The organism is Alkalimonas sp. NCh-2, assembly GCF_039631345.1.
GTDB lineage: Bacteria > Pseudomonadota > Gammaproteobacteria > Enterobacterales > Alteromonadaceae > Alkalimonas > Alkalimonas mucilaginosa.
Map to the genome: position 1 here is coordinate 23,248 of NZ_JBDIUV010000004.1, position 26,126 is coordinate 49,373.

21 protein-coding genes and 1 pseudogene are annotated in these 26,126 nt (G+C 48.6%); 14 read left to right on the forward strand and 8 right to left on the reverse strand.

Annotated features, from left to right (window positions below; translation table 11 throughout):
- Positions 1–8 precede the first annotated feature (8 nt).
- Positions 9–2,543 carry a TonB-dependent receptor gene (locus ABC502_RS11545; RefSeq protein ID WP_345915993.1) on the reverse strand — a complete coding sequence of 845 codons (2,535 nt, stop codon included), beginning with the start codon at positions 2,541–2,543 and terminating at the stop codon, positions 9–11.
- A 253-nt stretch (positions 2,544–2,796) separates the two neighbouring features.
- Between ABC502_RS11545 and ABC502_RS11550 the strand changes: the two genes are divergently transcribed.
- Positions 2,797–3,969: a cystathionine beta-lyase gene (locus ABC502_RS11550; RefSeq protein WP_345915994.1), complete on the forward strand. Its 1,173-nt coding sequence runs from the start codon at positions 2,797–2,799 to the stop codon at positions 3,967–3,969.
- A gap of 242 nt (positions 3,970–4,211) precedes the next feature.
- Complete coding sequence (locus ABC502_RS11555; RefSeq protein WP_345916144.1) at positions 4,212–7,085, forward strand: TonB-dependent receptor; 2,874 nt, start codon at positions 4,212–4,214, stop codon at positions 7,083–7,085.
- 51 nt (positions 7,086–7,136) lie between these two features.
- On the opposite strand, the gene ABC502_RS11560 is transcribed toward ABC502_RS11555, so the two are convergent.
- From ABC502_RS11560 to ABC502_RS11570, 3 genes are all read right to left on the reverse strand, one after another.
- Complete coding sequence (locus ABC502_RS11560; protein WP_330088789.1) at positions 7,137–8,222, reverse strand: GGDEF domain-containing protein; 1,086 nt, start codon at positions 8,220–8,222, stop codon at positions 7,137–7,139.
- Positions 8,222–8,707, reverse strand: a complete 486-nt coding sequence (locus tag ABC502_RS11565; protein ID WP_330088790.1) for a molybdopterin-dependent oxidoreductase — start codon at positions 8,705–8,707, stop codon at positions 8,222–8,224. Before ABC502_RS11565 ends, ABC502_RS11560 begins: the two co-directional genes overlap by 1 nt.
- Before the next feature lie 117 nt (positions 8,708–8,824).
- Positions 8,825–9,367: a YaeQ family protein gene (locus ABC502_RS11570; RefSeq protein ID WP_330088791.1), complete on the reverse strand. Its 543-nt coding sequence runs from the start codon at positions 9,365–9,367 to the stop codon at positions 8,825–8,827.
- Positions 9,368–9,496: 129 nt separating this feature from the next.
- Here ABC502_RS11570 and ABC502_RS11575 point away from each other — a divergent pair, with 129 nt between their 5' ends.
- Both ABC502_RS11575 and ABC502_RS11580 read left to right on the forward strand, forming a co-directional pair.
- Positions 9,497–10,078: a hypothetical protein gene (locus ABC502_RS11575; protein WP_330088792.1), complete on the forward strand. Its 582-nt coding sequence runs from the start codon at positions 9,497–9,499 to the stop codon at positions 10,076–10,078.
- Positions 10,079–10,197: 119 nt separating this feature from the next.
- On the forward strand, positions 10,198–10,668 hold the full coding sequence (locus ABC502_RS11580) for an Hsp20 family protein (protein WP_345915995.1): 471 nt from the start codon (positions 10,198–10,200) through the stop codon (positions 10,666–10,668).
- Between the two features lie 53 nt (positions 10,669–10,721).
- On the opposite strand, the gene ABC502_RS11585 is transcribed toward ABC502_RS11580, so the two are convergent.
- Positions 10,722–11,336, reverse strand: coding sequence for an outer membrane beta-barrel protein (locus ABC502_RS11585; protein ID WP_345915996.1), 615 nt, complete (start codon positions 11,334–11,336; stop codon positions 10,722–10,724).
- Between the two features lie 632 nt (positions 11,337–11,968).
- Between ABC502_RS11585 and ABC502_RS11590 the strand changes: the two genes are divergently transcribed.
- The 10 genes from ABC502_RS11590 to fhuF all read left to right on the forward strand — a co-directional run bounded on the left by ABC502_RS11590 (position 11,969) and on the right by fhuF (position 24,527).
- Complete coding sequence (locus tag ABC502_RS11590; RefSeq protein WP_345915997.1) at positions 11,969–13,537, forward strand: aspartate aminotransferase family protein; 1,569 nt, start codon at positions 11,969–11,971, stop codon at positions 13,535–13,537.
- A 10-nt stretch (positions 13,538–13,547) separates the two neighbouring features.
- Positions 13,548–14,903 carry a SidA/IucD/PvdA family monooxygenase gene (locus ABC502_RS11595; protein ID WP_345915998.1) on the forward strand — a complete coding sequence of 452 codons (1,356 nt, stop codon included), beginning with the start codon at positions 13,548–13,550 and terminating at the stop codon, positions 14,901–14,903.
- Positions 14,903–15,508 carry a GNAT family N-acetyltransferase gene (locus ABC502_RS11600; RefSeq protein ID WP_345915999.1) on the forward strand — a complete coding sequence of 202 codons (606 nt, stop codon included), beginning with the start codon at positions 14,903–14,905 and terminating at the stop codon, positions 15,506–15,508. The genes ABC502_RS11595 and ABC502_RS11600 overlap by 1 nt, the downstream gene beginning before the upstream one ends.
- Positions 15,508–17,400, forward strand: coding sequence for an IucA/IucC family siderophore biosynthesis protein (locus tag ABC502_RS11605; RefSeq protein ID WP_345916000.1), 1,893 nt, complete (start codon positions 15,508–15,510; stop codon positions 17,398–17,400). The genes ABC502_RS11600 and ABC502_RS11605 overlap by 1 nt, the downstream gene beginning before the upstream one ends.
- Positions 17,401–17,422: 22 nt before the next feature.
- Positions 17,423–19,594 (forward strand): TonB-dependent siderophore receptor, encoded by a 2,172-nt coding sequence (locus tag ABC502_RS11610; protein ID WP_345916001.1) that lies wholly within the window; start codon positions 17,423–17,425, stop codon positions 19,592–19,594.
- Between the two features lie 65 nt (positions 19,595–19,659).
- A complete protein-coding gene (locus ABC502_RS11615) occupies positions 19,660–20,715 on the forward strand; it encodes an iron-siderophore ABC transporter substrate-binding protein (protein ID WP_345916002.1) in 1,056 nt (351 codons plus the stop codon).
- Positions 20,716–20,738: 23 nt separating this feature from the next.
- Positions 20,739–21,788 carry an iron ABC transporter permease gene (locus ABC502_RS11620; RefSeq protein ID WP_345916003.1) on the forward strand — a complete coding sequence of 350 codons (1,050 nt, stop codon included), beginning with the start codon at positions 20,739–20,741 and terminating at the stop codon, positions 21,786–21,788.
- Positions 21,785–22,840: an iron chelate uptake ABC transporter family permease subunit gene (locus tag ABC502_RS11625; protein ID WP_345916004.1), complete on the forward strand. Its 1,056-nt coding sequence runs from the start codon at positions 21,785–21,787 to the stop codon at positions 22,838–22,840. The genes ABC502_RS11620 and ABC502_RS11625 overlap by 4 nt, the downstream gene beginning before the upstream one ends.
- The gene (locus ABC502_RS11630; RefSeq protein WP_345916005.1) at positions 22,840–23,706 is read left to right on the forward strand and encodes an ABC transporter ATP-binding protein; all 867 of its coding nucleotides are present in this window, start codon (positions 22,840–22,842) and stop codon (positions 23,704–23,706) included. The genes ABC502_RS11625 and ABC502_RS11630 overlap by 1 nt, the downstream gene beginning before the upstream one ends.
- Positions 23,697–24,527 (forward strand): siderophore-iron reductase FhuF, encoded by an 831-nt coding sequence (gene fhuF, locus ABC502_RS11635; RefSeq protein ID WP_345916006.1) that lies wholly within the window; start codon positions 23,697–23,699, stop codon positions 24,525–24,527. The genes ABC502_RS11630 and fhuF overlap by 10 nt, the downstream gene beginning before the upstream one ends.
- Before the next feature lie 69 nt (positions 24,528–24,596).
- Here fhuF and ABC502_RS11640 read toward each other — a convergent pair.
- The 3 genes and pseudogenes from ABC502_RS11640 to ABC502_RS11650 form a co-directional block, all read right to left on the reverse strand.
- Positions 24,597–24,740 (reverse strand): annotated as a pseudogene (locus ABC502_RS11640) (group II intron reverse transcriptase/maturase); the annotation flags it as partial.
- Between the two features lie 288 nt (positions 24,741–25,028).
- Entirely contained in the window at positions 25,029–25,268 is a 240-nt protein-coding gene (locus tag ABC502_RS11645; protein WP_330088799.1) for a TIGR02647 family protein, read from the reverse strand.
- 75 nt (positions 25,269–25,343) lie between these two features.
- Positions 25,344–26,123, reverse strand: coding sequence for a CLCA_X family protein (locus tag ABC502_RS11650; protein ID WP_345916007.1), 780 nt, complete (start codon positions 26,121–26,123; stop codon positions 25,344–25,346).
- Positions 26,124–26,126: the final 3 nt, after the last annotated feature.

Sequence of the window (26,126 nt, forward strand, 5' to 3'; positions counted from 1 at the left end):
CCGATGGCTTAAAAATCGTAGCTGATACGGGCATACAGCATTCGGCCGGAACGGCCAAAGGGTGAATAGTTGGAGAAAGACGTCGCTCCGGTGGTATTCAGGTTGATAGGGAATGCATCCGGGTAGGTATCGAACAGGTTATCGGCACCAAAGGCAATCCGCATGCTGTCGGTCATTTGATAGCGACCCTCCACATCCACCAGAACTTTCGAGCTTAGGGTGAAATCGTTGGCTGCGCTGGTACCTGGTGCCAGTACTTCACCGTAACGGGTGGCTTTGAAAGTGGCGCCGAAACGATCCTGAGTCCAGTTGACAATGGCACCCAGCTTATCCTTCGGATTGCCTTTTTCAAAGGTAAGCACATTCACCCGGCCAAACAGAGTGGGTGCTGGATCCAGCGCGGCCAGCTCGGCGGTTTCCGGTAACCGGGTCACCTTGGTTTTGTTGTAGTTGCCCACCAGGGTAAAGTCAAAGTTGCCCATGGTATCGGTGATGGTGGACCAATTCACTACTACATCGACCCCTTGTGTTTCGGTATCCACGCCATTGATAAAGAAACGGCCGCCGCCCACATCGGTAAAGCCCCGCTCATCAAAGAACTGCCGTAACGCTTCACCTTGAGCGGAATCATTGGCAAGCAAATTCTCAGACAAGACAATGCGATCATCAATATCGATACGGTAAGCATCAACGGTGATAGTGACGTTATCAAAGCGCATCACAGCACCCAGTGAGAAATTAATCGACTTTTCTGCATCCAGTTCTTTCGCGCCCATGGCAATGGCAACCGGATCACTGACCGGAAATGTCGTGATGTCATAGGGGATGCCATTTACAAAGTTGGTGGAGGTAGCGGTAAAGTTCTGTTGTTGTAACGAGGGAGCCCTAAAGCCATTTTGCACCGAGCCGCGTACTGCAAAAGTATCGGTAAAGTCATAGCGGCTCGCCAGTTTACCAGATAAATTGCTACCAAAGTCGGAATAACGCTCGGCGCGCAGGGCGGCCGATGCCAGCCATTGCTCGGTAATATTGGCTTCCAGATCAACATAAGCCCCGATGGCTGTCCGGCTTTCATTGACTTCATTCGAGGGGCGGAAGCCGGCAAATACTTGGGAGCCGGAGGCAGCAGGGTTGCCATTGGGTAGCAGCACACCGCCATTGCGATAAGAGTCCGGCTCACCGGCGAAGATGGAATAGCCCTCACGGCGGGCTTCCACGCCAAGCGCAATGTTCAGCGCCGAGGCCAGGCCATCGACATCAATGGCTTTAACACCCGAGAGGTTATACACCCATTGATTGTATTTGTAGCCACCGGCATCAAATTCGGTTTTGCTGGCCGGGCCTAACGAGCGGTTTAAGGTGTTTTCAATGGTGAAGGCCATTTTATTGTAGCCATACACCAAAGAGCTATCCAGTTGCCATTCGCCCCAGTCCCACTCGTAGCCAAAGGCGGCGCTAAAATCATCCACATCCGGCGAAATCAGCGGCAAAAAACCATCCGGGTAGATTTCAGGCACGTTCCTGGCATCATTGGCCGGGCGGTAAAAACCAGCCGAGGTGGCCTGGCGGTTTTGGTAGCTGGCCCAGCCATACCACTTGCCGTGATCGGTGGTGATGCCGGCGTTGGCAAATAAGGTCCACTGCTCCAGCTCGGGTTCGCCATACCAGGCATTAAAACGGTCAAAGGTCAGTTCGCGTGGATCCAGGCTGCCGTCTGACAGGCGTGGATATTGGCGTCGATGGTCCCAGCCGCCGCGCTCGGTGCGGTCTTGGTCTTTGTATTCGGCCGAAAGGGTTAAAAAACCATTATCACCCAGTTCAAAGCCTTTCCAGCCTGAGAGGGTGTATGTTTTTCCATCCGTTCTTGAACGTTTAATGGTGTTGCCTGGAATTCCCCAGGTGGCATCCGGTTCGGTCTGGCTAGCGAGAAATGGATTGGTCGGGTCGGTCGTAGGGATCTTGTAACTTGTATCACGGAAACTGTAACCCAGTGTCACTGAGCCACCATCACTGGCTTCGCGCAGCCGTACGTTCATTACACCGGCAATGGCATCGGAGCCATACTGGGCTGAGGCACCATCCCGTAGCACCTCAATGGCGCTGATGGCCCCCATCGGAATGGTGTTTAAATCTACCGCTGAAGCACCCCGGCCAATAGTGCCATTCACGTTCACCAGAGCAGCCGCATGACGTCGCTTGGAGTTCACCAGCACCAGGGATTGATCTGGCGACAAGCCACGTAAGGTGGCAGGGCGGATGGTATCAGTCCCATCGGCCAGGCCGGGTCTTGGAAAGTTAAAGGATGGTAGCGCAACCGACAGGGCCTGGTTGAGCTCGGTGGTGCCAGAGCGCTCCAGTACATCGGAGCGAACCAGGTCGACCGGTACTGCGGTATCAGAAATAGTGCGGCCAGCGACCCGGGTGCCAGTGACAACAATGGTTTCAACCCTGTCGGCACCATCATCGTTATCGGCAAGCAGCAAGGGGGAGGCTAACAACGACGAGATGGCCAGAGCCAAAGGGGTAAATCGAAAGTGACGCATACAGTTTCTCCTAATGGATGTCGAGTTTCTTGTTATCCGTTCTATCCTTGGTGGTTCTTGTTATTGTGAGGTTGCTGGCCTTTGCGGCTTCTTGCTTTCGCAACAACAGACTGCATTGAGTTACTTTTGTTGGATGCTACCGCTAAGCATAGACCATAAGTGCTTGATTGTCCTTTCAACTATGGTCTGACAGATGATTTAAAACGGTAAAAGCAGTACCATGGCAACACTATCGCTTCCATGGAGTTGTGGCATGAAACAAAATACCAAATTGATCCAGGCTGGGCGTGGCAAAAAGTGGACCGGCCAGGCGGTTAATCCACCAGTGGTTCGCGCCTCCACTATTACCTTCGATACCATGGCCGAGCTGGCGCATGCCAGCCAGCACAAAGGTGAGCGGGTGCCTTACTATGGTCGGCGGGGTACGGCTACTCACTTTGCCTTTCAGGAGGCTATCTGCGAACTGGAAGGTGGCGCCGGCTGTGCGCTCTATCCATGTGGGGCTGCTGCCGTTAGTGGGGCTTTGTTGTCATTTTTGCAGCAAGGCGACCATTTGCTGATGGTGGACTCGGTGTACGAGCCAACCAGAGCGCTGTGTGAAAAAGTGCTGCGGCCTATGGGGGTGGAAACGGAGTATTACGATCCAATGATTGGCACAGGGATTGAAGCCCTGCTCCGGCCAAACACCAAAGCCATCTTTCTGGAGTCCCCTGGTTCGCTCACCATGGAAGTGCAGGATGTGCCTGCTATCTGCGAACTAGCCCGTGCCAAAGGTGTGATCACTGTGCTGGATAATACCTGGGCTTCCCCCATTTTATGCCGGCCGTTTGAGTTAGGGGTGGATATTTCCATTCAGGCGGCTACCAAATACATTGTTGGTCACTCCGATGTGATGCTGGGTACGGCCAGCGCCAACGAAAAGTACTGGCCGCAGCTGCGTGAGCACAGTTATATCCTGGGGTACTGCGCGTCGGCCGATGATGTGTATCAGGCGAGTCGTGGCTTACGAACCTTGGGGGTGCGGCTGGCTCAGCATCAGCAGAATACCCTGAAAGTTGCTCACTGGATTGCTCAGCGGCCTGAAGTGGAAACCGTACGCCATCCGGCCTTTGCCAGCAATCCGGGGCATCAGTACTTTGCACGTGATTTCAGTGGCAGCAATGGCCTGTTTTCTTTTGTGCTGAAAGAGGGAGGAGCCAAAGCTGTAGCCGCTTTTGTTGAGGGGATGCAGTACTTTAAAATGGGTTTTTCCTGGGGCGGTTATGAAAGCTTGATCTCTCCCACACTGAATGTGCAAAAGTTGCGTACGGCCAGCCAATGGCCCTATAGCGGGCCTTTGATCCGGTTGCACATTGGCCTGGAAGATCCGGATGATTTAATCGCTGATTTGGAGCTTGCTTTTAGCCGCTATCAGGCAGCACTCTAAGCTATCCCATAACGAGGTGATGGCGGTGGAAACGCCATCACTTTGTATAATTATACGACTAAATCTGCATAATAATTCATCAAACGCATCCTGTTTCGCCATTAGTGCTGGATTTTACGCCACCTTTCCCTACAATGCGCCCCAATTTTGGGTAAATCATCCTTGCTCTTTCATTGAGCAAGGTCTTTGAACTATAGAAAGACCCTAAGGTCGCACTTTTCCAGGGAGCACATATGTCTCAGATGTATTCTACCAGCCGGTTATGCCGTGCTATTCAGCTTGGCCTGCTTGGCAGCAGCGCGATGATTATGACGGCTCATGCCGGGTCCGATGCAGTGACTCTGGCCGATACGGTGACCCCAGAGCGCATTCAGGTGACGGGCTCGCGTATTTTGCGTGAAGGTGCTGTGGCACCATCACCAGTTACGGTGATCAGTGGTCAGGAGCTGGTAGAAACCGGCGCCATGAACATTGGTGAGGTACTGAATGTACTGCCTTCGCTGGCGGCTACATACTCGCTGGCAAACTCAGGTCGCTTTATTGGCACGGCCGGTTTGAGCCTGCTGGATCTTCGTGGCATGGGGTCATCCCGTACACTGGTATTGGTAGATGGTAAACGTCATGTTTCCAGCAGTGCCGGCTCTGCCGCTGTGGATACCAATGCAATTCCAACCGCCTGGATTGAGTCGGTAGAAATCATCACTGGTGGCGCCTCTGCCGTGTATGGTGCCGATGCGGTGACCGGTGTGGTCAACTTTAAGTTAAAGCGCAACATCGAAGGCTTTGATGTGAATGCTATGCTGGGGACAGCGGAAGACAGCCCTTACCGGAACCACAAATTAACAGGCTCTTTTGGTACGAACTTTGCGCAGGATCGTGGTAACTTCGCTATCTCGGCTGAAGTTTCCGGCCAGCGTGGCATGAATGCGACTCAGCGCCGCCAGACGCGGACTTCCTATATGGAAGTGCGCAACCCGAATGATGGTGATTATCGCGATGCCGATGGCAACTGGGTGCACGATGGTATTCCGGATACCATCACCGTTGCTAATGCCGGCTGGTACGATAGTTCGACAGCAGGTAATTTTTACCTGGATGCGGCTGACGGCGGCGTCGATTGGTTTATTTTCAACCCGGATGGCAGTGTCCGCCCTCAGGATTTGGGCACCACCTACGGTCAGTGGGGCCGTTGTTCTGATTGCGAGTTCCTGGACCTGCGTCGTTACACTGATTTGCAACCAGCTTTTAATCGCTTTAATGTGAATGGCAAGGTCAACTTTGAGCTGACACCTGATACTCTGATTTACGCGGAAGCCAAGTTTGTCCGCAGCAAAGGTGACAGCGAAGGCCAGCCATCTTTCTTCGAGTATGACACTGCCCTGATGGTAGGTCGTGATAATGCTTATCTGGATCCAAGCCTGGTTCAACTGATGGATACCTACGGCATTGATGCGATTGCGGTACACCGCTTTCAGGAAGATGCAGGTCGTCGTCTGGAAAACAATACCCGTACCACATCCCGTTTTGTTGCCGGTATCGAGGGCAGCCTTGGGCTGGACTGGAACTATGAACTCTATGGTGTTTTTGGCGAAACCAAGCTGGAGCAGATCAATCGTAACAACCTGATCCGCACCAATTTTGCGCAATCCATTGATGCCATCGTGGTAAATGATGAGATTGTCTGTCGGGATGAGCTGGCGCGGGCCAATGGCTGTGTACCTACCAGTATCTTTGGTGACAATGCCATCAATGCTGAGGCCCGTAACTGGTTTAATACCAATTCCTACAGCAACAGCACCATTCGTCAGACCGTACTGAGCGGTCATTTGAACAACAGTGGCTTGTTTGAATTGCCTGCTGGTTTTGTGGGTGTATCCTTTGGTGCTGAATACCGCAAAGAAGAAAGTGAAAGTGTGCCTGACAGCTTTGCGGCTACCGGAGCAACCTTCCTGAACTCATTGCAGTACGAAAAAGGCAGCTTTGAGGTAAACGAAGTATTTGCTGAAGTTTCTATTCCTTTATTGGCCGATTTACCGCTGATCCAGGATTTGGTGTTTGATACCGCTGTCCGTTACGCTGATTACAGCACCATCGGCAGTGCCGTTAGCTGGAAAGTTGGCTTAGACTGGCATTTGAACTCGCAATTACGGGCCCGTGCTACCTATTCAGAAGCACTGCGCGCACCTAATATTGGCGAGTTGTACGGTCCGCAAAACCAAACCTTCTTCCGGGTTACCGACCCTTGTGGCTTGGATCAAGTGCAAAGTGAAACCCGCCGTGTCAATTGTCAAGCGCTAGGCATTCCGGTCGATTTTGATCCGCAGGCGACTGCATCCACCATTGAAGGTTTAAGTGGTGGCAATCCGGATTTAACAGAAGAGAAATCTACCAGTTATACGCTTGGTCTGGTGTATCAACCTGATTGGCTGCCAGGTTTTAGCGCCACTGTGGATTACTGGTCGATTGAAATCGACGACGCTATTTCCTCGGTATCGGCGCAAAACATTCTGAATAAGTGCGTAGACTCAGAAGCAGGCATTAACAATCAGTTCTGTGCTCTGATTGAGCGAAACAACCAGAGCGAGTTGGTGCTGATCACTTCGATCACGCAAAACGTGGCAGCTTTGACCGCTGAAGGGGTGGATTTTGAGCTGGGCTATGCCTTTGATGCACTGGGTGGTCGTTTTAACACCAAGCTGATCGGGACTTACCTGGATTCCAGAAAAACCTACTCATTCCAGGATAGCCCTGAGGAGTTTGATCAATACGCTGGTACTGTGGGTGATGCCCGCTGGCAGACCAACCTTAGTATCAATTACCGCTATCAGGCATGGAGTGCCAGTTGGAAAACCCGCTTTATTGACAGCGTATCTTTGTATCGTCAGCAGGAGCTGGCCATTAACCCGGATCCAAGAGATCTTATGAGCTATGGCAGTTATTTTGTGACTGACTTGCGACTGGGTTACGAGTTTGCCAGTGGTGTGCAGTTGGCATTCGGAGTAGATAATGTGTTTGATCGTGGCTTGCCAGGGGTGACTACGGGCACTACCGGAACGACAGCGGCATACAACAACATCGGTCGCTTCTACTACACCTCGGTGTCGTACAGCTTCTAATCCGAGCGTGATTTGCCAAGCCCGCACAGTTCGTTGCGGGCTTTTTTATGGTCACAATAGTTTCAGCTGATTTCGGCCGGCTGCTTTGGCCTGATACAAGGCTTTATCGGCTAAACGGTATAATTGTTCGAAGCTCATGCCCTGCTCGCTGATCGTCAGGCCCATGCTGGCGGTAATATGAAAGGCATAGTCATCGCTGATTTTGGTATCGGCCAATGCATTCAGCAGTACTTTACATAATTGCTCGGCTACCTCTTCGCTGGTATCGGGCATAATCAGCATAAACTCTTCACCGCCAATTCTGGCCAGAACATCGCTATCCCTGCGGGCATAAGTGCGAAGTATCTGCGCCAGCATTTTCAAGGCCGCATCCCCGGCCGGGTGGCCATACACATCATTGATTTGTTTGAAGTGATCCACATCCAGCAGCGCTAAAGCAAGCGGCTGCTGATTACGTTGTGCCATGGAGCAAAGCAACTTGCCTTGCAAAAAAGCACTGCGACGATTTAACAAATGGGTCAACCCATCTTCGGTGGCCAGCCTTACCAGTTGTTTATTTTTCCTGCTTAGTAAAAGAAACACTGCCAACAAGATAAAGCCAATACTAAAGACCGCCATGCTCAACCAGGCCACAGCACTGCTGTAACGGTGCAATTGCCGGGTTTGCTCAGCAACAATTTCCTGCATGGTGCGGTGCACATCGCTGGCAAAAATTTCCATATCTTCCTGAATAATTTCTACCAGCTCGTGCAGTGCTCCTTGATCAAGGTGCTTGGGATCATGCTCAATCATCTGGCGCAACTGCGCTATCTGCAGCTCCAATACTTTGAAATTACTCTCTAAATCAACAAATTGCTGCAAAAGCCCTTCAATGGTATGTTGGCGCGCAACTACGCGGATCCACAGTGGTCGTGCTTTCTCGATATTGTTGGTGCTTGATAACTCCTGTACATAGGCTGCAACCTCCCGGTTCAGCATTTCAATCTGGCGTGCAACATCGACTACCCGCATGGGCGGCCGTGCCTGCATGCTTTGTTTGGTCTGCCAAATCCAAATGCAGGATAACACTGCAAGGATGGCATAACTAAGCAACAGCAAGATTGCCAGCTGACGTGACTTCGGCGTTGCCGCAGGCATCAGCGCAGCACCCTTATCTCAGCCAGGCTCCAAATCCACAGTGCTAACGGCGAGGTACCATCCAACGCCTGTTGCGCTTGTTCGGGCCAGATTAAAATCACCGGACCATTGCGCTCCAAAGGGATAGGCTCCCCATTAAAGCGGGTCGCCAGCACAGGCTGCCCCTTTGCTATATCGTTTTGTGTAATGCGAATGCGGTAATCATTCAGGGCGTTTAACCGGATATCCTGATGGCCGTCCAGCTGGAAATGGGCTAATAAATCATGCAAATAAACGCCCTGCCACAGCCCATCCGGGCCCCAGGCGGCTTGAAAGCGGGCTTGCTGTTGCGGCAGGTTATCAAGATCATGCAGCCACAGTTTTTGCTCCAGCTCCGCAGAACGTATCAGCAGAACAGGGCTTTGGGTTACTTCGTCTGCCACCAGTGTTGTGGTAATGAACAGCAGTAAGCAACAGAGCCACCGAAACTCAGTAAGATGCACCACAAAATCTCCCTTTTCAGCTAATAAGGTAAGTCCTGTCCACCGACCCCTAATGCTGATCATAGCGCGGCTTGGTGGTTTTTCAATGCTCAGTTGGTCGTATAGACCCCATGCCGGGGCCTATGCTTTTAACGGCAGTGGGATCAGATGAACATTATGACTGGCATCGCTCAGCCAGATCTGTGCTTCGGTAATGGTGCACTGCAACGTCATGTGCCTTTGTACCAGGGGCAGGCACTGTTGCAAAGCATCTTCCGGCAATTGCCAAACCGACAAGTTCTGGTAACGCTGCAGCACCGTTTGCTGTTGCTGCCACCAAACATCGGTGCTGCGGCCACCATAACAATACAGGTGCACCTGTTTTGCCCGGCCACAGGCTTTACGCAGCCACTTCTCATCCGGTTGGCCAAACTCCACCCATACATTTACGTCACCAGACAGCGAGCGATCCCATAGTTCCGGTTCATCGTCTTCTGAGCTAAGCCCTTTGGTGAAGGTCAGGCTGTCACTTGCGTTCAATGCAAAGGCCAGAATGCGCACCATCAGTCGTAAGTCGGTTTCCGAAGGATGCTGCGCCAGCGTTAGCTGATGATCGCCATAATAGCCCCGATCCATATCGGCAATATTCAATGTCACTTTGTAGATGGTCGATTTCAGTGCCATGCCAGTCTCTGTCAATCAAAAGGGCAGTGTAGCTGTTGCAGCTTACTGGCTCAATAAAAGTTGCAGTAAAGCAGCAAAAGCAGCTATAACAGCGATACCAGCAAGTCATAAAGGTTAAGGAGATATCAGATGAAAGTAATAGGTTTGGCTGCAGGCTGTCTTTTAAGCCTTGTTATCGGAGCTGCTCAGGCCAGCAGTGCGATGACAGAGCAGAATTTGCAGCGGTTTGTTGCCATGATGCCAGAGATGGAAGCGCTGGATGATCGCTTTCCGGAGCAGAGCAATGCCTTTGAGCAAGAACTTGAACTGCAACAACACTGCAATTGGCAACGGCATTACGACAGTACTGTGGTAAGACTGGCTCCGGCAGGCTACCGGCAGGAACTGGAAAGCATCTTAAAAAGGCACAACTTTAGCCCGGCAGAATTTACTGAGCTTAGCTTTAAATTTAGCTGGGGTAGCTTTCAGTTGATGGCGCCGATGTACGAAATGATGCAACAAATGCTGCAGCACTTGCCGGAAGAGGAGCGGGCAGAGCAGGAAGCAGAAATGCGCAGTCTGGAACAAATGAAAGCCCTGCTGGACCGCTGCATGAGCGATGCAGAAAAAGCAACAGTTACGGCTTTAGTGGCAGACATGATGCAACAGATGATGCAGATGGATCATGAGACGATGCAACAAATGGAACAGATGATGCAGCAGATGCAGTAAAAAATTTGCCGCAGCTTGCTTGAAAATTTTCCGCAAAACCATACATACAGTAATGACGGGGCAGGTCTCTATGAGAGTGCCCTTAATCACAACTCGTATTGCTTTTCGGAGAATATGTTATGAACACCATCGATTTTAGCCCATTGTACCGTAGCAGCATCGGTTTCGACCGTTTTGCCTCTTTGCTGGATCACGCGCTGCGTTCGGATCAAAGCAACAACAGCTACCCTCCTTACAACATTGAAGTGCTGGATGAAAACCGCTATGCCATCACCCTGGCTGTGGCTGGTTTTACCCAGGACGACCTTAGCATTGAAGTCGAGCAAGGCGTGCTGACCATCAAAGGCAGCAAAGACAGTGACAGCAAGGAAAAACGTCAATTCCTGCATCGCGGCATCGCCACCCGTTCCTTCGAGCGCAAATTTAACCTGGCCGAGTTTGTCGAAGTGGTCGACGCCTCGATGGATCACGGCTTATTAACCGTGAGTCTGGTAAAAGAAATTCCAGAGAAAATGAAGCCAAAGCAAATTGCGATAAACACGGCTACTGGCAGCACAGCCATTGAGCACAAAGCGGAGAAAGTCGCTTAATCGCGCCGTAGGTTGAACAGTAGAGGCTGCTTCGGCAGCCCCTACTGTTAGTATCAGAAACGAACGCTGATACCAAGACCCCAAATAGAGTCGTCACTGTCAAAAACATAGTCACTGTACAGATCAATCTGATGATTCAAGCGGTAACGGCCGCTTAACTCACCCAGATTGGAGCGATCTTGATCGGATAAATCCACATGGCGCAAAGCAATACCCAGCTCAAGCGCTGGTGTGGCCTGATACCGGAAACCAGCAGCAAGTTGGTAACCATTGCTGGAATCGTTGATCCTGAACGCCACATCATCCACGAAGACGACGCCTGTTGATGTCTTGGCGCTGGCATAACCGGCCTCAAAAAAAGCATCCACACCTGGCAGCGAAGGGCGACGTAAACCCAGACTAAGCCAGCTTTGCTCAGCTTTGATGCTTACGTCTTGCCAAATGTCGGTGACCCGGTCATGACGTGCCCGAACATACAAATACTCATTAAGCAAAAAGCTGCCTTGCAACTGCCAGCCATCAGGCTTTAGCCGATCCGCATCGGTTTTGATACTGGCTTTCGCATAACCCGCCGACACATAGTTCCAGCTAATATCCGCAGTGTTAGCCGCTGCCACTCCAGATGCCATCAAAAATAAAGTAGCACACAAAGCTTGTTTACATCGCATGTTGTTATGTCCTCGGTTATGAACTACAAATAAAAATCATGGTATCACAAAACATTTACAAGGAAAAAGTTTTGCATACTACTCAGGGAGTTGCTATTGCTGGTAACTGCCGTAAAGTGGTTTCAGGGGCGCAATACCGCAATTGGCATGCATACACCCGGGTGGTAAAGGGACATGGAAGTAACAACTCTGGCGGCACCTCATGACGTGAAACCCTAATGGTTTAGCTGATTTTTCCGTGGGCGAACAGGCGCAAAACCGTGTCGACGTCTTGTCACTTGGATGATTTGTTGAAGGGCGATGATGATGAATAAGTGCGGGAGTCAAACTGATGGTATTGGATAAGAACAATCGTAAGCTTGAAGTGTTTGATTAAGCCTGCGCGGTTGTGGGGCTGCTAGTTCAAGATTACATCTCATTACTCGGGGACACTTCCCTCTTATTCATCACCCCGTATTCTAATCAGAACAGTTATAATTCCAAGCTTCTTGATTGATAATCATTTGCATTTGTATTATTGTTTGTGTTAATTTGTTGGTTGCAAGAATCACAGCCAAAAAAGCATCACTTGGGGAGAGAATGTTATCGTTTTGTCTCTGAGAGAATTGTAATCCGTCTCAAAGGAGGTAAAAGTGACACATTCCAGTCTAGTGCCTGAAAAGGCAAGCAATGACTCTCACTACGATGCCGCCGGTCATCCGCCATCCGCACCTCACACTGAACTCTTTGGTATAGCCCCTAAGCATCACTACGCCTATTTGATGAAGTTGGGAGTAGAGACTTTGCAACATTGTCTTAAAAGGCTTGATGGTCCCAGTAGTGGTATTCGTCCTGAAGAGCTACAAAAAGCCTTTGCCAATATCGATCTCAATTGTCCTCTTGAGGACATGGCTCTGGTTCTGACTGAACTTGATGAACTCTATCTGAGGCATGCAATCTATTTCCAACATCCTGATTATCTAGCGCATCTTAACTGCCCAGTTATGATCACATCTCTGTTGGCTGAGCAATTAAGCTCCGCTATTAATACCGCTGTAGAAACTTGGGATCAGAGTGCTGGAGGAACGCTTATTGAGCAAAAAGTTATCGATTGGGCCTGCGAACGTGTAGGTTTTCAGGATTGTGCTGATGGAGTTTTCACCACGGGCGGTACTCAGTCTAATCTGATGGCATTATTATTTGCTAGAGATCGAGCTGGTAATCGCGAGCCAAATCATCAAGGTAATATTGTAGCGGGGCTGACTCCTAATGCGAGTCGTTATCGTATCCTTTGCTCTGAATTTAGCCATTTTAGTATTCAAAAGGCCGCCGCGCTTCTGGGGCTTGGGCATCAAGCGGTGGTAAGTGTTGATTGTGATGTTAATCGGTGTATCGACCCTAGGGCGCTGAAGGGCAAACTCGCACACTTAAAAGTAGCAGGGCTTATTCCTATTGCGGTGGTAGCTACCGCAGGAACCACCGATTTTGGTGCGATAGATCCTATCGTTCCAATTGCCGAACTATGCCGAGAGTTTGATTGCTATTTGCATGTTGATGCCGCTTACGGTGGTGCTCTGTTACTGTCATCTACTCAGCGTCAACGTCTTGAGGGAATTGAGTTAGCTGATTCAGTTAGTCTGGATTTTCATAAGTCCTTCTTCCAGCCCGTATGCTGCTCTGCCTTATTAGTGAAAGATAAACGCATGCTCGGCTATCTGACTTATCATGCTGACTACCTCAACCCTGAATCTCAGGCCCGAGCTGGCGTGCCAGATCTCGTCAATAAGAGTCTTCAAACTACGCGCCGATTTGATGCTCTGAAGTTATGGCTAAGCCTGCGAGCGGCTGGACCGGATGCCATAGGTAAGATGTTTGACTCTCTCGTCACTACTACGGCTGAGCTTTATGACCGGTTTAGCCATTTTCCAGAACTTCAGACGGTGCAACGACCTTCGCTAACCACCTTGGTGTTTCGTTTTAACGATCCCGAATTGAGTTGCGACGATCTCGATGAATGCAATCGTCATATCCGTGCCCGTCTCGCTCGAGAAGGGCGCGCTATGATTGCTGCAACTAAAGTACAAGGTCATCAATATCTAAAATTTACTCTGCTGAATCCGCATACACGTCTTAAGGATATTGAGGCTGTGCTGACTGATATTTGTAAAATTGGTCACGAGTTGTCCCATCAATACAAGACTAGGGCGATTTATAGTGTTTAAGGAGGATACGATGCAAACCAAAGTTTACGATATTCTGGGCATAGGCATAGGTCCATTTAATTTGAGTCTGGCAGCGCTTGCGGAACCGTTAGAGGATCTTGAATGTTTGTTTGTCGATGCTAATTCTGGTTTCAATTGGCATCCTGGAATGTTGTTGGAATCCTCTCGATTGCAGACGCCTTTCATGTCGGATCTAGTGACCCTAGCCGATCCTACTAGTCGTTACAGCTACCTTAATTTTGCCAAAGAAACTGGTCGACTATACCGTTTTTATATTCGAGAAAACTTCTTCCTACCTCGACAGGAATATAATCTTTATTGTCAATGGGTCTGTGCTGAGCTAAGCAACCTGAGGTTTAACTTTAAGGTCACTCAGATTAGTTTTGATGGTGATGCAGACGTTTATTTGGTTAAAGGACAAGATAGGGCCAGTGAGAAAGAGATAACTCTTCGGGCTCGTTACCTAGTTTTAGGGACTGGGACTCAGCCTTGGGTGCCGGATTTCTGCTCAGGTGCTGATAAGCGGATCGTTCATTCAGCCCGCTATCTGCACAATAAGCAGGCGCTACAAAATCAGAGTGAAATTACTATTGTTGGTAGCGGTCAAAGCGCGGCAGAAATTTTTGAAGATCTGCTGATGGATATCGATAAGCATGGCTATCGTCTGCGCTGGCTTACCCGTTCATCAAGATTCTTTCCACTTGAGTATACCAAGCTGACATTAGAAATGACCTCGCCGGAATATATCGATTATTTCCATGCTCTACCGGAGGAGAAGCGTCGCGAGCTTATTGCTGCGCAGAAAAGCCTTTATAAGGGAATCAACGCCGATCTGATCAATAACATTTATGATTTGCTTTATCAAAAACAGCTACATGGTGATGTGGATGTGCAGTTACTGACCAATACTGCGTTGCAAAGTGTTAATAGCGACGAGCAACCATTGCGTCTGACCTGTCAACATACCGAGCTTAAACAGAACTTTGAATTAACCAGCTCAGTACTAGTGATGGCCACTGGTTATAGCTATCAGTTACCGGATTTTCTGGATCCGCTCCGTTCACAGCTACTGTTTGATCAGGCGGGTTGTCCCGATGTCCAGCGTCATTACCATATAGATAAGGCTGGGCGGATTTTTGTTCAAAATGTTGGACTGCATACTCATGGCATTTGCTCTCCGGATTTGGGTATGGGTTGCTATCGTAACGCGACCATTTTACGAGAGATCCTTGGTGAAGCGCCCTATGAGGTAGAGCAAAGCATCGCCTTCCAGAATTTTGGACTTCCTAAGCAAGCCTCGATGGTGGTCGATATGACAAAACCATTGGTAAGTTTTCAGTCACAGTTACAGCAGGAAGCGAGTTGATGACACCCATTCATTCTTCTCTCAATTCCACTAGGTTTGCGACCCGATATGGTTTTGTGTCAGACCAATATATCAAGGTTAACGACTTCAATTTTTGTCCCTATTGCGAAGATGAGCACTTTGACATTCTCAATGACTGGCTGAGTCGCGACTATGCCACATTTTGGGGAATGCAGTCCTTAACGTCTGATGAGCGGCGAGCTGAGCTAGCGCCGACGGTAGATAAGTTTGGCCTTGTGGCTTATCGCGGCGGTAAAGCTGTGCTCTATATCGAATTGTATGATCCTCAATACAATGAAATAGGTAAGCACTTTGACTATCAGCATGGCGATTGTGGCATGCATTTGATCTTAGCTCCTGTAGAAAAACCACAAAATGGTTTTAGTCGCCAAGCTATCACAGCGGTGGCTTCACTGATATTAGAGCACTTAGGATTTAACCGCCTCGTGGTAGAACCCGATATCAATAATCATAAGATACACCGTCTTAACCGTGCTGTGGGTATCAACTACAGCCATGCAATTCAACTCGAAAATAAACAGGCCATGTTAGGCTTTTGTACCTTGCCTGAGTTCAATGCCGCACAAGCAATAGGAGCTTTATAATGACAGAATTCCTCATCGAACAAACTCGCCTTAGTCATCTCACTCCGGCTATCTGGAATCAGGCAAGCAACCATTTGTTAGCAAAGATCATTAGTGAATTTAGTCATGAGAAGTTGATAACACCGGAGCTTGTACGACAAGCCGGTATAAGTGGGCAAGCTGAGTGGCAACTTAAACTGGATATCCCCGATGGTCAGCTTTGTTACCGCTTTACAGCCAAACATTATCAACTGGATCACTTACAAATACAGCCTCAGTCTATTGAGTGTTTTAAAAACGGAGAGTACCAGCTACCGGACGCCATGTCACTGATCCTTGCTATCAAGGATCGTCTTGGAATAAGTGATGCTTTGTTACCGACCTATCTTGAAGAGGTCACCAGTACGCTTTATAGCAAAGCCTTCAAACTCTTGTATCAGGATAAATCAGTGCAGGAGTTATTGGATTGCGATTATCAACAGATAGAAGCGGCTATGACAGAAGGTCATCCCGTATTTGTCGCCAATAACGGGCGCATAGGTTTTGATATCGATGACTGGTACGCTTTTACTCCTGAAAGTGGCCAGCCTCTACAACTAGAGTGGCTAGCTGTCAGCCGTGAAAACACCAGCTTAGCCCTTATCGAGGGACTCGATTATTGCCGGTTACTAGAAAATGAATTAGGTGATGCTTTATTACACAGGTTTAAACAGAAAATTCAGCAACAAGGCAAAGACCCAGACGACTATTTTATGATGCCTGTTCATCCATGGCAGTGGCGCGAGAAAATCAGCCGGATTTTTGCCGCTGATTTAGCACGAGGTTGTTTGATTTATCTAGGGCAAAGCCATGATAAATATCAAGTTCAGCAATCGATACGAACCTTCTTTAATTTGAGCCAATCTAAGCGTTGCTATGTGAAGACGGCATTATCGATTCTTAATATGGGCTTTATGCGAGGGTTATCGCCTTATTATATGAGTCGTACCCCAGAGATTAATGCCTTCATTGCTGAACTCATTGATAGCGATTCCTTCTTTGCTGGACAACGATTCTTCCTACTTCGGGAGATTGCCGCGATTGGCTATCATCATCGATATTATGAGCAGGCGTTAGAGAAAGATACTCCCTATAAGAAGATGCTGTCGGCACTGTGGCGTGAAAGTCCGTATGACTTGAGTTATCAAGGTGAGCCTTTGATAAAACCGGGTCAACAATTAATGACTTTGGCCGCTCTACTGCATCAGGACAGCGAGCAACATAGCTTACTGGCGGCGCTGATTGATGCTTCGCCGTTGAATGCTTACGACTGGATGAGCCGCTTGTTGGATCTTTATCTTCAGCCTCTGTTGCATGCTTTCTTTGCTTACGATCTCGTTTTCATGCCCCATGGTGAGAACCTTATTCTCGTACTCGATGAAAAAGTGCCAGTCACCATACTGATGAAAGATATTGGTGAAGAGGTCGCTATTCTCAATGGTAGTAAGCCTCTACCTGGGCGGGTAGCACAATTGGCCGTTTCACTCGACGATGAGATGAAGCTTAATTATATATTGCTGGATATTTTCGATTGTATTTTCCGTTTTATAGTACCACTGCTCGATAGTTATACCAGCCTGAATGAACAGAAGTTCTGGGCGTTAGTCGCTGATAAGGTACGTGATTATCAACAATCTCATCCTCAGTTCGTCGATAAATACCGTCGCTACGATCTGTTCAAACCAACGTTTGTGCGCACCTGTTTGAATCGCATCCAGCTTAATAATAATCAGCAGATGATCGATCTTGAAGACCGAGAAAAGAATCTGCGTTTTGCTGGTGATATAGACAATCCGCTTTACCCCTTTGCTAGCAGTCACAGCGTTGAATTAGTGTCAGCCTTGACTGAACATCTTGAACATTCAGCCGTGTAAACCATAGAGGAATTAACTAAAAATGAACATAAGCAGCACCCCCACGATTAATCTTTTTAGACCGACACTTATTGCTCTATTTTGTTCAATCTTGCTGAGTACTCCAGTACTGGCTACCGCGAATAGTGAAGCGCAGGAGAAAGAGATTGAAGTAATGACCATCGTTGGAAAGAAAGGTAACCATGTGAGTTATAAAGTCAGCGACATGAATACCGCTACTGGAATGCAGCTCTCGTTTCTTGAAACACCACAATCTGTCACTACTGTTACTGAAAAAGCCATCGAAGATCAGCAACTCAACTCGGTTAATGATGTGATGACCAGTGTTGTAGGGATCAACGCTCGTCCCGCTGATAATGATAGATATTCGATCAGTGCCCGTGGGATCTCGGTCAACAGTATCCTCTATGACGGTGTAGCAACGACCTATGATACTCGTTTTAATTATGGCGATAATCTAATGGATACAGCTCTTTATGAGCGTATTGAAGTGGTTCGTGGTGCTACGGGGTTAATGTTAGGTGCTGGCAGCCCTTCGGCTGCTATCAATTTGGTACGAAAGCGTCCCACGACAGATTTTCAAGGACGAGTCAGTTTGAGCAGCGGATCTTGGGATATGCGACGTGGGGTGGTCGACCTTTCTGGTGGCCTTAATCATGATGCGACTCTGCGGGGCCGGATGATAGTGGTTTATCAAGATAGAGAGAGCTGGCAGGATCGATATGAACAACAAAAACAAACGCTTTATGGCATTTTTGAAGCTGATTTGAGTGATAATACGCTGCTCACTTTAGGGAGTGATTTTCAGCATACGAAGCCTAAAGGAACGATGTCTGGTGGTTTACCGTTGTTTGATAGCGACGGCAATCGTACTGATTACGATCGACATGTCTCCACCGCTCCAAGTTGGGCGTCAGCTAAAACAGAAGCCCTGAATAGCTTTTTAACGCTAGAACATCATTTCAACCCAGATTGGAGTGTTAAAGGGAGTTATATCTATGGTGATAACAGCCTAGAGTTTGATGTGCTCTGGCCAACAGGGAACCCTGACCCGATTAGCAATGAGGGGATGGTCCCTGGCTCTCTGGCTTTTATCGATGGTAATCGTACTCAACATACTTTTGATTTAAAACTGAATGGACGCTTTGAAGCTTTCGGGCGCAGCCACCAGCTCGTCGCTGGTGCTAATCAACAGAAACAGGACTTTGCGAATCCCTATTACGGAGCAATAGGCTCTCAACCACCTTTGGGCGATTTTCAGCAACCGAACTATGATTATCCACGGCCTCAATGGAGCGATAATGTGCTTTATGGTTCTTGGGGAACAACTAAGCAGCAGGCTATTTACATCGCTTCTCAACTTGAGTTGAACGATGATTTGTCGATGGTGCTCGGTGGCCGTTTAGATAACTGGGAGACGGATCAGGATAATTTTGGAGCTAAACATAACTACAAAGTGAATGGTGAATTTACAGGTTACTTAGGGCTGACCTATGCGTTGAGTGACGAATACTCCCTTTATGCTAACTACACGGATGTCTTTACTCCGCAAAGTAAGGTGAAAAGTGATGGTCGCTATCTTGATCCTATCAAAGGTATTAACTACGAGGCGGGAGTAAAAGCAAGTTTATTTAATGAGTCGCTAGACTTATCACTCTCGGCATTTGAGATTCGTCAGGATAATGTTGGTGAGTCCACTGGTGAAACTCTTCCTAACAGTACTATTCCTATTTATCGAGGTGTGGATGGTACTAAGACTCGTGGTTTTGAGTTTGAAGTTAATGGTTCCATTAACGCCAACTGGGATATTTATTTAGGTTATACCCAGTTTGAAACGAAAGATCCTGAAGGTAACAAGGTCAATACCAATAATCCTAAGCAGCAACTTAAACTCTTTACTACCTATGCGCTCAATGATTGGATCAACGGTCTGCAACTGGGAGCGGGAGTTAACTGGCAAAGCCGAATTTATAGTCAAGTTTCCAAGCCGGATCAAACTAAAGTTGAGGTAGAACAGGACAGTTACGCTTTAGTGCGGTTGATGGCGAAATACAGCCTGAATAAGCAGCTGACTTTACAAGCCAATTTGGATAATGCGTTAGACAAAAGTTATTACAGCCAACTCGGTTTTTATAATCAGTTTCAGTATGGCGCGCCACGTAACTTTAGTGTCACTTTAGATTATCGTTTTTGAACGCCGTGACATGGGGAAACTATCCATTATTAGGAGCGCTCCGCAGTGCGGAGCGAACAATATTTATGCTCTATGAAGCAAGGCAGCGATTTCCGTGGGTCGTGTTTCTAATCATGGGTTTAATCGGCTGTTATGATTTTCAGCAACCAGAATTTGAGACCACTCAGCAAGACGGATTTCCAGTTTGTATTACTACCGCGCACGGGACAAGTTGTATTAAGGCTCCTCCCCAGCGTGTAGTAACGCTTGGCGCTGGCGCCGAAGACTGGGTTTTATCGCTTGGTGTTGTTCCTATCGCGATTGAACCACACTATTGGGGGGGCGATAAGCAAGGTTATCTCCCTTGGTTTCGTGAAGCGATTGAGGCACAAAACCTGCCGTTACCGAGCATTATTAGTAGCTATCCAGAATTGGATGTGGAACGGTTACTTGCGCTGAAACCCGATCTCATCTTAGCTCCACAATCAGGGATTACTCGTGAAAGTTTTTTGCAACTGAGCGCGTTAGCTCCTGTTATCGGCTACCCAGGTGAACCGTGGTTAACACCGGTACAACAGCAGGTAGAGCTTATTGCTAAGGCTCTAGGTAAAGAGCAGAAGGGCAAGGAGTTGCTGAGAAAAAAGCAGGCTTATCTCGCACAAGTCGCCTCTGGCCATCCTGAATTTAAGGGGGTCAGTTTCGCCTATATCAATGCAGCTAGTCGAGTAGGAAATCTTTCGGTTTATGTCTCAGGCGATCCCAGAGTCGATTTATTTTTAGAGTTAGGCTTTGTTTTACCGCCAAGTATTGCCAATCTGAATGCCAGTCGTGGTCATTTTACCGCTCATATTGGTCTAGAGAGTGCAGATATACTCGATGATGCTGAGCTGTTGCTCAGCTGGTACAGCTCAGAAAAAGCGAGAGAAGACATGGAGACTATGCCAGTTATCCACCGCTTACCTGCGATGCAACGTGGTCAATATTTGGCGATCACCGATCCTACTTTGGTCATGGCGAGCTCATACGGATCATTACTCAGTCTGGAATGGACGATTCCTAAGTTGGTGCCTAAGTTGCAACAGGTTCTGTCTACACAAAAAGCACTATCCTCACAAACCAGCACCACGGTACCAGACCTGTAGTGGGATAGTAATAGGAGGTCAGGATGATGGAACCAGAGCTCTGCTTGGCAAATACAAGCACAAGAAATCACCATCGATTTAACCGTAACGCAATGATATTTGCTGGCTTGTTTTCGGTGTTGATATTGCTCATTTTAGCGAACTTACTTTTCGGAGCCCGCACACTGCCATTGTCAATGCTAGGCAAGCTTTGGCAACCGACCGCTGATGACCATCTTTCTCTGGTGCTGCAAGCAAGGCTACCTAGGTTATTATGCGGCATGTTAGCCGGTATGGCTTTGGCCATGGCGGGTTGTGTTATTCAGGTTCTGTGCCGCAATCCTCTAGCCGATCCCGGTCTTCTGGGTGTTAATGCTGGCGCGAGTGCCTCTTTAGTCACGTTGAGCCTTTTGCCTGCAACGGCTGGCTTAAGTTTGTTATGGCAAGCTTTACCTGGAGCACTACTGGCGAGTAGTCTCATTTATTTATTATCTCGTGCTCAACAATCTCTGGCGTCATCTTCTCCAATTCGGCTGATTTTAGCTGGTGCTGCCATTAGCGCGGTTCTTGGAGCTTATGTCCAAGCTCGAGTATTACTGAATCCGCAGTTATTTGAGGGTTTTAGATATTGGATGGCAGGCTCTTTGTCTGGACTGACTTGGCAAGATGTTCATCTGCTCTGGCCTTACGTGCTATCCGCCAGTGTGTTGTTGTGGCTATTGACTCCAGCGCTGAATCTGATGCTATTGGATGCCCATACTTCTAAAGCGCTCGGTTCATCTCAACGCTGGCAAAACTTGCTAGCTTGGTTGGCTGCTACTTTGTTATGCGCTGCTACGACCGCGATTGTCGGGCCATTGGCTTTTGTCGGCTTGGCCAGTGCCCATCTCGCTAGACGTTATTTAACACTGAACTTGAGACTATTATTACCGGCTTCGGCGTTAATCGGAGGGATTATGGTGTTGCTTGCCGATCTCTTGGCTCGGGTATTGATGCCCCCCACTGAGCTGCTGACTGGAATCATGGTGGCCATACTAGGCGCTCCTTTTCTTTATGTTATGGCTCGAGGGCAACATGTGAAGGAGACCTTATGAATTACACTCGTTTCCCCATTTGGCAATGGAGATTGATCACCTTACGAGCACCTACATCCCGTACAATTAAGGGGGCTTTATTCGCCATCATTTTGCTTATTGCTGCACTCTTGCTGAGTTTGCTGTTGGGACACCAAGGGCTGTCACCCATGAGCCTTGTTAAGGCTTTATTCGGTAGGGCGTCAGACTATGAGCATTGGTTACTTTGGCAATCACGGCTACCAAGAGCGCTATGTGCTGTTGGCGCCGGAATGGCTTTGGGGCTTTCTGGCGCGGTGTTTCAGAGTCTGACTCGTAACCCTTTAGGCAGCCCAGACATTCTCGGTATTAACGCTGGGGCCAGTGCTGGTGCCGTTCTGTGGCTATTATGGCTACCCGCATTACCCTTATTATTCGGTGCTCTTTTAGGTGTCGTGGCTGTACTGTCATTGTTTTTTGTTGGACTTGGACGTCAATGGCAGTTTTCACGCAATTTGATATTGATGGGGATTGCTATTAATGCTTTTGCTATAGCCTTGGTGCAGTTTGCGCTGACACTAGTACAAAGAGAGCAGGCTCAGCAAATGTTGGGGTATCTTTCGGGGAGTTTGGCGCACCGTACTTGGTATGACGTGTTGTTAATCAGCAGCGTTTTATTACTCGTACTTCCAAGTATTCTATTGCTCTCTCGTCGTTTGGCGATCTTGTCTTTGGGTCGAGAGTTAGCGCAAGCTTTGGGTAACCCTGTACGCCAAACGCAGACAGTGGCACTACTGCTTGCCACCTTGCTCGCTTTAGGGGCTGTACTTTGCGCAGGCCCCGTTGCCTTTGTTGCTTTGGTCGCCCCTCATTTGGCTCGTTTTGGTCATCGTCAACTGGCCCTGTTACGTTCAGCGTTGATTGGTGCACTCTTGTTACTTGGCGCTGACACCTTGACCTTACTATTGCCCAGTAACCAAAGGTTGCCCGTTGGAGTCTTGACCGCCCTGATAGGTGGTCTCTATCTAGCATTGCTTTTGACTCGTGAATTATGGGCACAAGCACCATTGATAAAAAACCGAACAGGAAAGTAATGATGAGCTTATACACAGATGATGATATTGCGCTTAGTGGGCATGATCTTGCTCTAAAGTATGGGCAGAGAACCATCATTAATGCCATGGATCTGACGATCCCTAAGGGCAAGTTAAGCGTAATTTTGGGGCCTAACGGTTGCGGTAAATCCACCTTGCTCAAGTGCTTAAGTCACGTGCTGCCGCCTACTCGTGGTCACGTTATGCTTGGTGAAACCCCATTGGTAACCTTGAATAACAAGGCGAGAGCCAGAGAATTAGCGCTGCTGATACAAAAGCCTGAACTGCCAGAAGGTATTGATGTACAAGAGCTGGTTAGTCGCGGCCGTTATCCTCATCAGAGCTTATGGCGTCAATGGTCAGAACAAGATGAAAAAGCAGTTAACCAAGCGCTGAATGCAACGGGGCTAACCCATCTGGCACAAAGGCCAGTAGCCGAACTTTCTGGTGGTCAGCAACAGCGAGTTTGGCTGGCAATGGTTCTGGCGCAGCAAACGGAGGTGCTGTTACTGGATGAGCCAACCTCGTTTCTTGATATTCGTGCCCAACTGGCGGTACTCGACTTTTGTCAAGCGCTGGTGGCGCAGGGGCGAACCTTGGTGCTGGTATTACACGATATTAATCAGGCTTTGCGTTACGGCGAACATTTACTATTAATGCGTGATGGAAAGCTAATTGCACATGGTTCTCCTCAAACCTTGCTCAATGAAGCTTTACTTGAACAAGTATTTGGCATTAATGCCAGCATCATTACCGACCCTGAAGCGCTGTGTCCAATGATCATCCCTCGGGTGAGAATGGCGAGTAGTTATCACCGAAGTGATGAACATAATGAAGTCAATGGGGGGCTACCATCATGGGAATAATCACCCTAGCTAACCAGCTCAACCATTTACTCAGCCAAAAAGCGACTTTTTATGCTGAACATTTCAAAGCCATCGATAACTTGCAGCAGTTACCTCCAAATGTCCATTGTTTAAACTCGGTGCTCAGTGCGACACATTACAGACCATGGTTGGAACAGTTTGCTCTTAGCTATCGAGTAAAAGGGAGCATTGCTGGAGAGGCAACGCGAGAAGTCGATGCGAGGGCATTACATTCAATGTGGAGTCAGTGGTTTTTTGGTCTGCAACTGCCTCCTTTATTATTGTGGCTGTTTTGTTGTCCGCCCGGTAGTGAGCTTCAGCGTGCCATTGCTGCGGCATCCAGTTGGGATAATTGGTACTTTGAAGCGCACGAAAGTGGTCGAGTAGAAACTTTTTATTTATTGCTTAGTCCAGAGGCGAATTATCTCGCTTCCGTCAGTCAGCTTGCCAGTTGGGAGCAGCTACTCGAACGATTGCTCATCCCGATCGTCGAGCGTTTAACTTGCCTTAGCCCTGTGGCTGCAAAGCTTCATTTTAGTCATCAAGCTTATATTGTGCATTGGTATCTGGGGGAGCTGTCACTCCCTGATAGCTGGCGTGATCAACGGATAAAAGAAATATTCGCTCGTCCAGAGTTATCATTACGGGTAAATGATCAGCCGACAATCAATCCCTTTTGGCGAAAATTAAGACTTAAAGATCAGCAAAGCGCGCGTATAGTATGTTGCCTGCGCCACAAGCTTCCTTGTACTCAAATGTGCGCAGATTGTCCGCTAGATAAGAAGCCTCGCATGCATGCTGCCCAAAAAGCTTGTGGTTAGTTTGTGGCTTAAGAAGGGTTGTGGCTCGTTTTGGGATGCTTTTTACAAAAACCTCATGGTTGGACAGGCCATATCCACGACATGCTCTAATCCGTATCGACGGATAAACATCGTGGCTTTATTGATGGCGTGGTGACAACTTCGATGTGGTCAGTTTCCAAAGCCCGATGGATGGAACTGCTCTTCGAAGATCGGCGTTAGGAGATCATTCAGGGTTTGTAGGGCAACTCTATCCCGTACTGTTGGTGTTGCACACTACGCGGGGGAGTGGATTGAAATAAATTAAGCTACTGGCAAGTCAGCGCAAAGATTTTGGGTGTTAATTTATACTAAGAGTCCAACTTCAAACAGCTAATTTGAGCTTAAACTCATTGTATTCGAGGACTTTAGATTAGCTTCGGGTATAAGCAACCCCATCGAATTCGATGGGGTTAGGGCACTTGCGTTTTCGGCTGTGAGCAAGTCAAACCCGCCGAATTCTACGGGTTTGGTGGGCGGCAATTACCCCGGCACCTCCAAAATCCGCAGTGCCATTTGCAGGTGCTCGGCGCAGTGCACACCCAGATCGGTGAGGTAGCCGCCATCTGGTTGGGTTAATAAGCCCTTTTGGTGCAACCGGGCGATGGCGGCTTTGGTGGCTTCGTCGGCCTCTTTGTGCGCTTTTAAGCCTTCACGCACGCTGTCGAGGTTGTACAGGTTCAGAATACGGATTTCGGCATTCAGTTCGGGTGTTATAGGCATAGCGCTTCCTTCGTTCTTATTCTTAATCCAACCTTAGCTGTTTTTGGCGGTTTTACCATGCAGTGATGAAAAAAATCAGGGCTGTGCTGTCAGCGCCTGACCCAGCGCGGTAAAGTACTGCAACCAATGAGCACTAAGTTGCTGCAGCAGGGCTGTATCCGGGTAGGCTCCGGCTTTTGCCAGCTTGCTTTGACGGGTACCGCTGACCAGAAAGTGGTTTTTCAGCGGTTGAGCCTGGAGCATGGCCTCGAAGGCTCGGGCGCACAGTTCTTCCGGTTGCGATAGATACAGTTGCTGCCGTTGACGGTCCAGCATTGCACAGTGCAAAAACCAGGCACTCGCTTGGCTGCCATCGGGGGATAGCAGCAGGGTTTTAAACCCTTCCAGCAGCAATTGGTTTAATGGATGCGGATTGATGCGCTGTAGGTGCAAAAAGCAGCGACTGGCAAAGTCTTGATTGCCGGCACCTGGGAACACCTTGCTGGCAATGTAATGATCAAAGGCATGAAACCATTCATGCGCCAGGCTGCCGGCACCGGCGTTTTTGGCCAGCGCTAAAATGCGGCCACGCGGTTGGTAGTGGGCACAGACACCGGGCCTGCCGCCAATGCCAAAGGTCAGGGTGAGTGTTTGATTCAGAGACAGCACCTGCTTGGGTACCTGCAGCAGCTGCTGCAAATCGCACAGCGCATCAAAAAACAGGTTGGCAGCACGCTGCTGTTCTTCAGCCGTCACCCAGCGGCCAATGCGAATGCCACGAAAGCCAAACAACTTGACGATATCAGTGAAGCTGACGTCGGCCCCGGCTCTGTGGTTGGGGCCATTGCGGTAAAAAGACTGGTCCAGTCGCTGCATCGG